This window comes from Chryseobacterium proteolyticum (assembly GCF_046591535.1).
Taxonomy (GTDB): domain Bacteria; phylum Bacteroidota; class Bacteroidia; order Flavobacteriales; family Weeksellaceae; genus Chryseobacterium; species Chryseobacterium proteolyticum.
This window is the reverse complement of sequence record NZ_JBJLWK010000002.1, coordinates 1,005,889-1,017,808: the sequence shown is the minus strand read 5'-3', so window position 1 is coordinate 1,017,808 and position 11,920 is coordinate 1,005,889. Positions and strand designations below refer to the sequence as shown.

Genomic DNA, 11,920 nt, shown 5'->3' with positions numbered 1-11,920 from the left:
CATCTTTTTTATCTATTCCCTTTCCGGAATATGAGGTTCCTGAAACTAGAAAGCCTCCTTCCTGGGTAGCTACGGTAGAAGACAAATAATCATGATTGTTTCCTGAGAAATATTTTTCCCAAACCTGATCTCCTTGCTGGTTCAGTTTCACCAAATGAAAGTCGTAACCATTATTTTGCTGGGTACTTCCAGCATCCTTCTTTTGGTTTGCTACCTGTATAGCACTTCCTGTTATCAAATACTGCTGATCGATTGTTGTGGTTACCTGGCTCAGGAAATCCTGGGTAGAGGATTTGATATCTTTTTGCCAAACCACTTCCTGGGCCGATAGCCCGGAAATAATGCACATAGAAAGTGCACTCAAGTAGAGTTTTTTCATGTCTAATGCTGAGTTAAATACATATAGTTTTTAATTGCCGTAAAAGTAATCTTTTTACCTCACGGTGGAAAGATTTATTAAGAATATTTAATTTCATCCTTTTCATTTTTACAAAGTTACGATTACAACACGACAAAACTTGACGTATTAATTTAGATTCTTTAATATAGTTTTAATCCATTAAACTTTCCCGGGAAGAAGATAGGGTGTAACTTTGCGGAAAATTTTTATAATGAAGCGCGGAATACAAATTTTACTTCTGTTTATTTCTGTGATAGGGTGGGCTCAGAAAGCTCCTGTTGATACCACGCAGATCATAACTCCAAACCGATACAACAGCGTTGATGCTCAAACCAAACCATATGTGATCATGATTTCTACAGATGGTTTCCGATATGATTATGCTAAAAAATATCATGCTGAAAATCTTTTAAACTTATCCAATAACGGGGTTCAGGCAAAAGCAATGATTCCAAGTTATCCGAGTATCACATTTCCTAACCATTGGAGCCTGATCACAGGATTATATCCTGCCCATCATGGATTGATTGATAACTTCTTCTATGATTACAAGAGAAAGGAATTTTATGCAATGAGTGACAAGAAAAATGCTGAAGACGGGAGCTGGTATGGAGGGCTTCCTCTTTGGGGGCTGGCAGAAAAACAGGGAATGATTTCTGCGACAATGATGTGGGTAGGCTCAGCAAGTGATGCCGGTGGAGAAAGACCTACTTATTATTATGCTTACCACGACCAATTTACTCCTTCTGAAAAAGTAGATAAGGTGGTGAACTGGCTGAAATTACCCATGGATAAAAGACCTCATTTTATTACATTGTATTTCCCTGAAGTAGACGGGAGCGGCCATCATTTCGGACCGGATTCAAAAGAAACTGAAGGTGCCGTACATTTGATAGATAAAGCCATCGGAGAGCTTGTTCAGAAAGTAAATAACTTAGGACTAAAAAATGTGAATTTCATTTTTGTTTCAGACCATGGAATGATCAAAGTAGATAGGGGAACCCCTTTGGAAATTCCTAAAATGCTGTTCGATAAAAGTAGGTTTGATTTCTATAATTCCCAGACGTTATTGAGGGTTGTGGTAAAGAATCCTGAAGAAACTAAAACTGTTTACAATGAACTCAAAGCCGGTAAGACAGACGACTATGACGTGTATTTAGATAAAAGGCTTCCAAAATACCTGCATTTTGGAACCAGAGATGATCAATACCATAGGATCGGACAGATTCTTTTGATACCAAAAGCACCCAAGATATTTTTGGAAAAAGGAAAAACAACTTCCGTTGGAAAGCATGGATATAATCCAAGGCTTGTACCTGAAATGAAAGCAACATTTTTAGCCTGGGGGCCGCAATTTAAAAGTAATGTGGTGATTGATGAATTTGCAAATGTTCATGTTTATCCTTTAGTAGCAGAAATCTTGGGTTTAAAAATGATCAGCCAATTGACGGAAAACTAAAAGTTCTGAAAGGAACTTTAAAAGATAATTAGAGTTTACTTCTTAATAAAAAGTTTCGGCGCACCAAAGGTGCGCCGAAACTTTTTCTATGATTCAGATTGTGATTCTTCCGCATCATTTTCTGAAAAGTTAATTTTAAGAATTAAATTGAGTTGCAAACTCTTTAGCAAACTCTTCTAATTTAGTTTCTCCTGTGACAGGCGAGCCGTGTTCAACAAAATCTTTTTGGACAACTCCTGTTCGTATTCCTCTTCCCATTTCAGTATATAATTCTGCCATTTCCTGAGGAAGGCCTCCTTGTAGTGCTCCGTTCAAATACTCTTCATCTGTAAATTCTACCCAAGGCAATTCAGGTTTTCCTATGGCTAAGCCTAAAACAGAGGCAAAGTCAGAACCTGGACGGATATCACTTACGGCATATCTTATTTTTTTACCATCGGTATTTTTAACCAGTTCTTCAGCAGCTATTTTTGCAATATCAACCGGGTGAACTACAGGAATATTTGTGTTTTCAGGATAATTTCCTCCTATAATTCCTGCGTTTTGTATCAATGGAATATCATTAAAGAAATTATTATAAAAATAACCAGCACGAACGAATGTTACCGATGTGTTTTCTAATCCGTTATAAAGATTTTCAATCTGATGGAGACCTTTAATCGGACCATTTTCTATCGGAGAAGCTGCACCTACACTGCTTAGCATAACAACGTGTTTCACATTTGTTTTTCTGATGGCTTCTGTATAGTTTTTTCCAACACTGATTGTATCTTCAACGATTTGAGTAGCTCCCAAATTAGGTGGGGTCATTACAAATACGGCATCTGCACCTTCAAATGTTTTAATTAAAAAGTCCAGATCTGTTATGGATCCGATGGCTGCTTTTGCTCCTAAGGATTGTATTTCATTTTTTTTTAGCTTCGCTGCTGCTGATAACGGTAATATCATGCCCTTCAGCAATAAGTTGCTGAGCTAATGGTTGGGCAACATTTCCTAATGAACCTGTGATGATGATTTTCATATGTAAATTTTTTATTGTTTGTATTTTTTTATTTCTGAGAACAAAGTTATATTTGTACTTACTTTTATACAAGTACTTACCCTAAAGTATGTGTCATGACAGCAATTAAAGAAAGTTCTACAATTCAGGAAAACAAAAAGAATATACTGGACCAGTGCCCGGTAATGTACGTTATGGAAAAAATCGGAGGTTTCTGGAAACCAATTATATTATTTCAGTTGTCTACAGGAGGGAAACGTTACAGTGAGTTAAAAAGGGCAATCCCGGAAGTCACAGAAAAAATGCTCATCCAACATTTAAAACAATTGGAAGCGGATGGTTTGATCATCAGAACTGCAAAGCCTGTGGTGCCTCCTCATGTGACCTATGAACTTAGTGAAGCAGGGAATAAGCTTGCTCCTGTAATCGATGCTATGGCAGACTGGGCTTTTCAGGATATGAAGGGACAGCATAACTGGAAACCTGTTTAATACATATTTTAAAATACAACATAACAAAAAGCCCTTCATCTGAAGGGCCTTTCTATTAAAAAAAATATCCGAAGAATTATAAAGTCTGCATATCAATCACAAAGCGGTATCTTACGTCGCTTTTTAACATCCTTTCATAAGCTTCGTTGATTTCGTTCATTTTGATGATTTCAATTTCAGAAACAATATTATGTTTCCCACAGAAATCAAGCATCTCCTGTGTCTCAGCAATTCCCCCGATTACAGAGCCTGCTACAGATTTTCTCCCCATGATCATTGGAACCGTTTGAAGGATAGGTTCAAGACCTCCGAGATATCCTACAAGAACCAATGTTCCGCTGATATTTAATGTTGTAATATAAGGGTTAACGTCATGAACATAAGGAACGGTATCGATGATCACATCAAATTTTCCCTTTACAGAATCCATTTCTGCCTGCTCTGTAGAAATAACCACATGATCAGCTCCTAATTGTTTGGCATCTTCTGTTTTTCCGGGAGTTCTTGAGAAAAGAGTTACTTCAGCACCTAATCCTTTAGCCAGTTTAATTGCCATATGTCCTAATCCTCCCAATCCGATAACAGCAACTTTTGATCCTGGTCCTACATTCCAATGTCTTAGTGGAGACCATGTTGTAATTCCTGCACAAAGAAGCGGAGCCACTGCTGCTAGATCAAGATTTTCAGGAATTCTTAAGACGTGGTCAGAATCTACAACCACTTTCTGTGAATAACCACCAAAAGTATGTCCTCCCAAATGTTTGTCTTTTCCGTTATAAGTTCCTGTGAAACCATTTAAACAATATTGTTCAAGATCATGTTTACAGCTCTCGCATGTCCCACATGAATCCACAATACATCCAACACCTGCAAGGTCTCCGACTTTGAATTTTGTAACTTCATTTCCGATTTTAGTAATTCTCCCTATAATTTCATGTCCGGGAACTGCAGGGTAGATCGTTCCTCCCCAGTCGTTTCTTGCTGTGTGAAGGTCAGAGTGGCAAACTCCGCAATAGAGTATTTCAATCTCCACATCATTAGGAGTTGGTTCCCTTCTTTCAATATTCATTTCTTTCAGGTCCGCTGTGGTAGACTCTGCTCCGTACGCTTTTACTGTGAATGTGCTCATTTGTTTTTAAATTTTAAGTTAGTGTTTTTGTTTATAAATTGTATTCTTCTCAGTCACCGGATCCGTATATTTAATAATACCGTTTGGAGTATTCGGGTTGATGGTACTATTTGTAAATTTACTTTCCGGACTAGTAACTACCTGGAAGAATGTTGATGATAGCCTCAGGGTTCAGAAATCCATCCATACTATCCTTTTTCAGGATGATAGAAAGTTTCTTGTTATTAAGATCAGTCTCAGGCATAAGAATGTCGTTATTTCTTCGCATACCTTTTCGGTCTGGTATAACTTTAAGGGTTTAAGATGCGTACCCGGTAATACCTCGGAAAAAGTATCCAATTGACTTTCTTATCCGGCAAACATCTTTTTGTTTTCTAATATTATCATTACAATGCAAAAGTCGATTCTTTTCGTTAAACAGCACTTATACAGATTACAGAAACATTTACCAATATTACAGACTCTATTAAAAGTAAAACAGAAAGTGGTAATTTTGAATAAGATTTAAAACGGATGCTATGGAAAATCAGGATATTAAAATAATCAACAGTGTTTCTGAATATAATAAAATGATGAATCATGAAACCTTGCATCCTTTGGTGAGCATTATCGACTTCTCTAAGTCCAATCCTATTTCCCAATATAGAAGGAGCTATGGTTTTTATACCGTATTTCTGAAAGATGTAATGTGTGGGGATATGTATTACGGAAAGAACAATTACGATTATCAGGAAGGGACGCTGGTTTTTATAGCACCGGGGCAAGTGTATGGGATGAGTAATGACGGGACCTATGTGCAACCAGGAGGATATGCTCTGATATTTCATCCCGATCTTATCAAAGGAACTAATCTGGGGAAAAATATTAAAGATTATTCTTTCTTTTCTTATGATGTTCATGAAGCTTTACACCTTTCCGAAAAAGAAAGAGAAATTATCCTGGAATGCTTTAAAAATATAAGGCTTGAACTGGAGCAATCCATTGATAAACACAGTAAATCCCTGATCGTAAACAATATCGAATTATTTCTCAACTATTGTATGCGCTTTTATGATCGGCAGTTTATTACCCGTGATCATGTAAATCAAGGCGTTATCGGGAAGTTTGAAAATCTTCTGAATGATTACCTGAAATCCGATAAACCCAAGAATATTGGATTTCCAATGGTCAATTATTTTGCTGAACAACTTAATCTTTCGGCGAATTATTTTGGTGATTTAATTAAAAAAGAATTAGGAGTTTCTGCCCAAGAATTTATCCATAATAAACTGATTGATGTTGCAAAAGAGGAAATTTATAATCCATCGAAATCAATCAGCCAGATTTCTTATGACCTAGGTTTTAAGTATCCCCAGCATTTTACAAGATTGTTTAAGGCAAAAGTCGGAGTATCACCAAGTGAATACAAAACTTTAAATTGATTGAATTATTGCCGAAGTTTGTTTAGAGATTTCTATCATTTGTAGTTAAACGAATCGTGAGAATAGGTAATTTCTTTCAAATAGATTCGGATTTTTCAGAAAAGTGAATTATTTTTAAAGGAAGAAATTTCCGGATAATGAAATCACAGCAGAATATCGGTACTCATATTTTTCAAACCCCGTTCGCGAAAATTATTGCTTTAACAGAAAATGGCGTTATCAAAGCCAAAAGTATTCGCTATGCAAGGTCTGTAAGATTTCAAAAACCTATTCCTGTACAGCCGTCATCCTCGGAACTTCTTTTTCCGGATAAAACACCGGTCAGTCCACAAAGTATAAGCCCTTTAATTGAAAAAATGATTGGCCCCACGGATCTTAATGGTTTTGAGATTGAAGAATCTACTCAATTTCTTTCTGTTATTCGTCCCGATAATGAGCATACCAGTTTGCCTGTGATTGTTTGGATACATGGAGGCTCTCATGAAATAGGGTGTGGGGATCTTTCCACATCAGATGCAAGCAATTGGGTAAAGGAACAAGATATCATTGTAGTGTCGGTTTCCTATCGCCTGGGGTTGTTCGGTTTTTTAGGAGGCGATGAAGAAAGGCCTGCTAATCTGGGGTTATTTGATATTATTGAAGCATTAAAATGGATTCAAACGAATATAGAAAGCTTTGGAGGAAACCCTGAAAATATTACACTTCTGGGGCAATCATCCGGCGGAGATGCGATCGCCCATCTGATGATTTCAGAAGGCGTTGAAGGCCTTTTCAAAAGGGTGATCATTCAAAGTGCACCGTTAGGTCTTCGCCACAAAAGACAAAAAATGTCAGCCGAATTTCTGAAAAATACGGATTCAATAAAACATGAAACCGATGTCTTAAAGATGATGGAAGAATACAAAAAAAGGATTCCTTCTGTTATTAAATACGGATTAAAAGCAGTGATGCCTTTTGGTATTCAATATGGATTTCCTCCTTTATGCAATGAAGATGAGGCAGAGGAAAGATGGAAAGAGAGTGCTGGAAAAATTGATGTTTTAATTGGACTCAATAATGATGAAACTGCATTTTATCTAAAAACTTCCGAAGCACTCAATACTTATTTTGGTAAAGGTTTTGGTCAGAAGATCATTAATAAAACAGTTCAGCTGACTACAGAAAAAATCTATGGGAAACCTGCAGAACTTTTTGCTGAAAATTATGCTAAAGCCGGAGGTAATGTTTATTTGTTCAGGATCTATTCCAGAATTACAGATAATGAGATAGGAGCTGCTCACAGTATTGATCTTCCTTTGCTTTTTGGTAATGAAGAAGCATGGCAGTCTGCCGGGCTTATAAAAAACATTCCCTGGGAGTATATCCATCATAATGGAAGAAAATTAAGAGCTGTGTGGGCAGAGTTTTCAAGAACTGGAAGGATATCCGGAGAATCATTGAAACCCGATATTTTGGAATTGAGAAAAATATAGTTTGGGTCCGACCTTCGTATCACTAAATATTTCTGAAAATTATGTAAGGCAGGGGTATGGCTACTTCATTCCTTGTTACCACTTATTTTTGTTGCTTTGGTTTTGTGTTTTTCATGTGTGAAATCCAGTATTTGGTATTTTTTATTCAATATTGTGTGTGTTATTTTGTTATATTTGAATTATTAATCCCTGGAATGTAATAATTGTGGAAAATATTTTCACAAATTATTAATAAAATAAATGCTGAAACGGTAAGGCGGTGAGAGAGACAATTAAAGACTAAAATCTTTTAACCATATAAAACCAAGCAATTATGAAAATAAAATTTCAATGGAATGAATTAAGCCGGGAAGTACTCAAAAACTTACTGGCCGGATCTCCTGGGGAACCTGCTTATTGTGTTTCGGATACGGGTCCGGGAGAAGGAGGATGCAACCCGGGTTATATCTGTGAGAATGGCAAGTGTGTTCCTTATAGCCCTTCCGGTGGCGGAAGTACTGGAGGTGGAACAGGAGGAGGGCCGACAGGTCCAACGCATACCTGCTACTGCGGAACTTACTCGTATATAACTTCTGATCCATGTCCATATACTTGTTTTAGTGACTAAACTTAATCAAATATTTTACAAAATGAAAAAAACTAATTTACCAGCAGGCCGTATAAGAAAAATAGAGCGGCAGGAACTTAAAGCTTTAAAAGCCGGAGGAATTATCCGTGACAGAGTATGCTGTACTTCAAATGAAGACAACCAATGCTGTGAATGGGCAAGTGATATCTGGAATTGCAGATATATCTACTGCTAAAAGCCAATAGTATAAAGACATTTCAAATGTACATAACCGGATGATGCTTTCCTGGTTATGTACATTTAATTTAATTGTATCTATTCAGGAACCCAGACGCTTACATTTCCAGCAGGAACAGGAAAATTTCCCCAGCCTTTTTCATCAATAACTACTCTGTCTTCGAATCTTCCAAGCAGATCATAGAAACTTTGCCCCGAATACTTTTCCCCCATTTCCATGGGTTTATTGTAAGCATCTTTATTACTTAGGACAACAGCACAGCCCGTGTGCTCGTCATCTCCTTCACGAACCCATCCCAGGCAGTTAGCATCCTCAAAATAATCTTTCTGGATTCCGTAGGCATGTTCTTTCCGGGCCTTCAGCAGTTCTTCAATTCCATTTACTTTATTCAGGAAAATTTCCTGATCATTTCCCTCCCGGTCCTTATCTACGTAATGGGCTCCGTACAAATCGGGATAAAATACACAAGGATAGCCGTCTTCCCTGAGGAGGATCAAAGCATAGGCAAGAGGTTTGAACCACTCTTCTACAGGAGCTTCAAGATCTTGTAAAGGCTGGGTATCATGATTATCAACAAGACTTACGGAATGCAGCGGATCAGCCTGAGTAAGAGTGCCATCAAAAATCCTTCTCAGATCATAAGATCCTCCCTCTTTGGAAGCATTGTGGAAATTATTTTGAAGAGAGCTGTCAAATAAGCTCATGCACCCTTCCGTAACTTCAATATATTTTTGGAGTAAATTCAAATATCCAGGTGCCCAGTATTCTCCAACGGCAAAGATATTTTTGCCTGAATTAGAACGGATAAGTGTTAGCCATTCTTTATAAAAATCAAAAGAAATATGTTTTAAAGCATCCAGCCTTACCCCATCAAAGTCGGTCTGATCAAAATACCATTTGGCCCATGCGTTGAGTTCTTCACGAACAAATGGATTGCGATGCTCAATATCATTATACATCAGATAATCATAATTACCTTTTTCATCATCAATCATCTCTTCCCAGTCGTTTCCATATTCAGATTGTATTTTGAAGATATGCGAATCCATTCCTTCGGCATAATCTACGCCGCTGAAACAAGTTGCATTCCATTCAAAGTCAGAATATTTTTTATTTCTTCCAGGGAAAGTAAACTTGGTATAGGACTGTATTTCGATAACATCTGAAATTACCTTTTCTCTGTTATTTTCATCCACTTTTACTGCTTTCATCGTTTCCAGCTCGTCACCACCGGCTTTATGCCCTAATACAACATCTACAATAACCTGGATATTTTGTTCCTTTAAAGCCTTTATTGCTTTTAAGTAATCATCTTTGGTTCCATACTTTGTGGGAATACTTCCTTTCTGGTCGAATTCTCCCAGGTCAAAAAGGTCATAAGCATCATATCCTGTTGAATAACCTCCACTAGTTCCCTTGTAAGCAGGTGGGAACCAAACTGAAGTTATACCAAGTTCGGCTAAATAAGCAGATTGTTTTTGAGCCTCCTTCCAGAGTGTTTGGTTTCCGTCTGAGTACCAGTGGAAAAACTGAATCATCGTTGGGTTCATACATTATAGAATTTGGTTACTACAATGTAGTGAAAATTTCTAATTATTAATGCCCAAACTCCTGAAACGGTATTTTTAGTTGAACAGAAACCTGCTTTTTTTCCTCAGTATTAAGGTGGGCAAGGGATAAGCCTAATAACCTGACAGGTTTATCAAAGGGTCTTAATTCCCAAAGCTTTTTGGAGGTTTTGTAGTACTCTTCTTCAGAAACATAGTAATCTTCTTTTGTCATGCTCCTGGTAAACAGTGAAAAATCTTTATACTTTATTTTTAAAGTGAGGGATCTGCCCAGAATATTATTTTTTTGTAACCTTTGATGTAGTTCTGCACTTAAGCTTTCCAGTTTCTCATTGATTTGCTGTTCATCATAGAGATCTTCAAAAAAAAGTCCTTTCTACAGCTACACTTTTCTGGATGCGATGAGGTTTAACTTCTGAATGATGAATTCCACGAACAACATTGTAATAGTAGCTTCCGGATTTTCCGAACAGGCTTACTAATTCCTGTAATGTTTTTTTCTTTAAATCTTTTCCCTTGAAAATCCCCAGCGTAAACATTTTGTTGGCCGTAACTTTTCCTACCCCGTAGAATTTTTCAACGGGTAGTTCTTCCAGAAAACTTTCAATTTTGTCGGGGTGAATGGTTTTTTGTCCGTTCGGTTTATTGATATCCGAAGCTACCTTTGCTAAAAATTTATTAACTGAAATACCGGCTGAGGCAGTAAGACCTGTTTGTTCAAAGATTTTTTTGCGGATTTCTCTCGCAATATCATTGGCGGATTCTATTCCTTTTTTGTTTTCAGTCACATCCAGATAAGCTTCATCCAGGGACAATGGCTCTACCAGGTCGGTATACTCATGAAAGATCTCTCTTATCTTTCTGGAAATTTCTTTGTAACGGGCGAAGCGGGGAGGAACAAAAATGAGATGCGGACATTTTTCTTTTGCTGTTTTACTTGGCATGGCAGAACGGACACCGAATTTTCTTGCTTCATAACTGGCAGCTGAAACTACACCCCGATGCTCTCCTCCCACGGCAATTGGTTTTCCCCTAAGTGCAGGATTATCATGCTGCTCCACAGAAGCATAAAATGCATCCATATCTACATGTATAATCTTGCGAATGGGAAAAGAAAAATCCATATCACAAAGATATGGATTCATTTATTTCTATATTTCAATAAATTAATATCATTTTTTCAATCTCATGGTAAGGAGCACAGGTTCAAATCCTACTTTTTCATAAGCTTTTACAGCAGATTCATTCTGATCATAAACATCTAATCTTATTTCTTTCATTCCCCTTTCTTCTGACCACTTTATGAGTCTATCTATAACGGATTGATTGATTCCCTGTCCCCTGTGTTCCGGTTTTACATACATAAACCCCAGATATGAATACTCTTTGAAATTAAAATAATCCTTTTCCGCTTTTTTAATCATCGCATATCCCGACGCAACGATTTCATGATCCTTTTCCGCTACAATAAGGGTAGCATCTTCAGACTCAATCAAAGAAACTAAATCATAATAATGAATGGTACCGTTAATAAGGGTAGGATTATAGGGTCTTTCTGCAGTAACTACACCTTGTTCGAATTCAAGAAGAGTTTTAAGGTCTTCTTTTGTTGCTTCTCTTAAAGTTACCATATTATTGTAAAAGTTTATTGATGGTGGCTTGTATTTCAGGATCTTCCGGTGAGATGGCGTAGTATTTTGCAATAGCTGATTTCTGGTCGATCACCATGTATCTCGGAATCCAGTTGAGGTCAATATAATTATTAAAGTCATTTTTCCATCCTGATGCAAACCAATAATTATCTTTGTCTTTCATATCAAATCTTTCAAGGCTTTTATCGAAACCTTCTTTCGATCTTTCCAGAGAAAGAAATACAAAGTCTATGTTCGGATTATTTTTTTCGAGTTCCTGTGCTTTTGGAAGTGCCTTCAGGCAATCTCTGCACCAACCGGCCCAAAAATCAATGACCACCACTTTTCCTTTGTGCTGGTTAAGAATTTCCTGCATAGTAATGCTCTTTCCCTCTTCATTTTCAAGCTTTTGTTGTAAAGCTTCTTTGGAAAAACTGGTTTTAAGTACTTTAGGAACCTCCTGAGAATAAAATGTCCCAAATGTTCCAAGCATAAAAAATATGAATAGCTTTTTCATTTTCAATTTCATTTTTTACAAATCTA

The 11,920-nt window shown here is 37.1% G+C and carries 12 protein-coding genes and 2 pseudogenes; 6 read left to right on the top strand and 8 right to left on the bottom strand.

The window, feature by feature from the left end; translation table 11 throughout:
* Positions 1 to 379: pseudogene (locus tag ACJ5H0_RS10820) on the bottom strand (T9SS type A sorting domain-containing protein); the annotation flags it as partial.
* Positions 380 to 611: 232 nt separating this feature from the next.
* Between ACJ5H0_RS10820 and ACJ5H0_RS10815 the strand changes: the two are divergent.
* Positions 612 to 1,859, top strand: a complete 1,248-nt coding sequence (locus ACJ5H0_RS10815; RefSeq protein ID WP_411249477.1) for an alkaline phosphatase family protein — start codon at positions 612 to 614, stop codon at positions 1,857 to 1,859.
* A gap of 135 nt (positions 1,860 to 1,994) precedes the next feature.
* On the opposite strand, the gene ACJ5H0_RS10810 is transcribed toward ACJ5H0_RS10815, so the two are convergent.
* Positions 1,995 to 2,807 carry an NmrA family NAD(P)-binding protein gene (locus ACJ5H0_RS10810; protein ID WP_411249475.1) on the bottom strand — a complete coding sequence of 271 codons (813 nt, stop codon included), beginning with the start codon at positions 2,805 to 2,807 and terminating at the stop codon, positions 1,995 to 1,997.
* Positions 2,808 to 2,975: 168 nt separating this feature from the next.
* Between ACJ5H0_RS10810 and ACJ5H0_RS10805 the strand changes: the two genes are divergently transcribed.
* Positions 2,976 to 3,350 (top strand): winged helix-turn-helix transcriptional regulator, encoded by a 375-nt coding sequence (locus ACJ5H0_RS10805; RefSeq protein ID WP_273649558.1) that lies wholly within the window; start codon positions 2,976 to 2,978, stop codon positions 3,348 to 3,350.
* 76 nt (positions 3,351 to 3,426) lie between these two features.
* Here ACJ5H0_RS10805 and ACJ5H0_RS10800 read toward each other — a convergent pair whose 3' ends face one another.
* On the bottom strand, positions 3,427 to 4,479 hold the full coding sequence (locus ACJ5H0_RS10800; RefSeq protein WP_172280628.1) for an NAD(P)-dependent alcohol dehydrogenase: 1,053 nt from the start codon (positions 4,477 to 4,479) through the stop codon (positions 3,427 to 3,429).
* 130 nt (positions 4,480 to 4,609) lie between these two features.
* The gene (locus ACJ5H0_RS10795) at positions 4,610 to 4,747 is read right to left on the bottom strand and encodes a hypothetical protein (protein ID WP_411249474.1); all 138 of its coding nucleotides are present in this window, start codon (positions 4,745 to 4,747) and stop codon (positions 4,610 to 4,612) included.
* A 250-nt stretch (positions 4,748 to 4,997) separates the two neighbouring features.
* Between ACJ5H0_RS10795 and ACJ5H0_RS10790 the strand changes: the two genes are divergently transcribed.
* From ACJ5H0_RS10790 to ACJ5H0_RS10775, 4 genes are all read left to right on the top strand, one after another.
* A complete protein-coding gene (locus ACJ5H0_RS10790; protein ID WP_172280624.1) occupies positions 4,998 to 5,900 on the top strand; it encodes a helix-turn-helix domain-containing protein in 903 nt (300 codons plus the stop codon).
* A gap of 137 nt (positions 5,901 to 6,037) precedes the next feature.
* The gene (locus ACJ5H0_RS10785; RefSeq protein WP_411249473.1) at positions 6,038 to 7,372 is read left to right on the top strand and encodes a carboxylesterase family protein; all 1,335 of its coding nucleotides are present in this window, start codon (positions 6,038 to 6,040) and stop codon (positions 7,370 to 7,372) included.
* A gap of 313 nt (positions 7,373 to 7,685) precedes the next feature.
* Complete coding sequence (locus tag ACJ5H0_RS10780) at positions 7,686 to 7,979, top strand: hypothetical protein (protein WP_411249471.1); 294 nt, start codon at positions 7,686 to 7,688, stop codon at positions 7,977 to 7,979.
* 22 nt (positions 7,980 to 8,001) lie between these two features.
* Complete coding sequence (locus ACJ5H0_RS10775) at positions 8,002 to 8,175, top strand: hypothetical protein (RefSeq protein ID WP_172280619.1); 174 nt, start codon at positions 8,002 to 8,004, stop codon at positions 8,173 to 8,175.
* An 80-nt stretch (positions 8,176 to 8,255) separates the two neighbouring features.
* Here ACJ5H0_RS10775 and ACJ5H0_RS10770 read toward each other — a convergent pair whose 3' ends face one another.
* The 4 genes and pseudogenes from ACJ5H0_RS10770 to ACJ5H0_RS10755 form a co-directional block, all read right to left on the bottom strand.
* Positions 8,256 to 9,728 carry an alpha-amylase gene (locus tag ACJ5H0_RS10770; RefSeq protein WP_273649551.1) on the bottom strand — a complete coding sequence of 491 codons (1,473 nt, stop codon included), beginning with the start codon at positions 9,726 to 9,728 and terminating at the stop codon, positions 8,256 to 8,258.
* A gap of 46 nt (positions 9,729 to 9,774) precedes the next feature.
* Positions 9,775 to 10,870, bottom strand: a pseudogene (gene dinB, locus ACJ5H0_RS10765) (DNA polymerase IV).
* Between the two features lie 48 nt (positions 10,871 to 10,918).
* Complete coding sequence (locus ACJ5H0_RS10760) at positions 10,919 to 11,377, bottom strand: GNAT family N-acetyltransferase (protein WP_411249470.1); 459 nt, start codon at positions 11,375 to 11,377, stop codon at positions 10,919 to 10,921.
* 1 nt (position 11,378) lies between these two features.
* The gene (locus ACJ5H0_RS10755) at positions 11,379 to 11,894 is read right to left on the bottom strand and encodes a TlpA family protein disulfide reductase (RefSeq protein WP_273649548.1); all 516 of its coding nucleotides are present in this window, start codon (positions 11,892 to 11,894) and stop codon (positions 11,379 to 11,381) included.
* Positions 11,895 to 11,920: the final 26 nt, after the last annotated feature.

Coding starts and splice junctions, on each gene's coding strand:
- ACJ5H0_RS10805 (WP_273649558.1), top strand. CDS start 2,976: ATGACAGCAATTAAAGAAAGTTCTACAATTCAGGAAAACAAAAAGAAT.
- ACJ5H0_RS10780 (WP_411249471.1), top strand. CDS start 7,686: ATGAAAATAAAATTTCAATGGAATGAATTAAGCCGGGAAGTACTCAAA.
- ACJ5H0_RS10815 (WP_411249477.1), top strand. CDS start 612: ATGAAGCGCGGAATACAAATTTTACTTCTGTTTATTTCTGTGATAGGG.
- ACJ5H0_RS10800 (WP_172280628.1), bottom strand. CDS start 4,479: ATGAGCACATTCACAGTAAAAGCGTACGGAGCAGAGTCTACCACAGCG.
- ACJ5H0_RS10760 (WP_411249470.1), bottom strand. CDS start 11,377: ATGGTAACTTTAAGAGAAGCAACAAAAGAAGACCTTAAAACTCTTCTT.
- ACJ5H0_RS10785 (WP_411249473.1), top strand. CDS start 6,038: ATGAAATCACAGCAGAATATCGGTACTCATATTTTTCAAACCCCGTTC.
- ACJ5H0_RS10770 (WP_273649551.1), bottom strand. CDS start 9,728: ATGAACCCAACGATGATTCAGTTTTTCCACTGGTACTCAGACGGAAAC.
- ACJ5H0_RS10755 (WP_273649548.1), bottom strand. CDS start 11,894: ATGAAAAAGCTATTCATATTTTTTATGCTTGGAACATTTGGGACATTT.
- ACJ5H0_RS10775 (WP_172280619.1), top strand. CDS start 8,002: ATGAAAAAAACTAATTTACCAGCAGGCCGTATAAGAAAAATAGAGCGG.
- ACJ5H0_RS10810 (WP_411249475.1), bottom strand. CDS start 2,807: ATGATATTACCGTTATCAGCAGCAGCGAAGCTAAAAAAAAATGAAATA.
- ACJ5H0_RS10790 (WP_172280624.1), top strand. CDS start 4,998: ATGGAAAATCAGGATATTAAAATAATCAACAGTGTTTCTGAATATAAT.
- ACJ5H0_RS10795 (WP_411249474.1), bottom strand. CDS start 4,747: ATGCGAAGAAATAACGACATTCTTATGCCTGAGACTGATCTTAATAAC.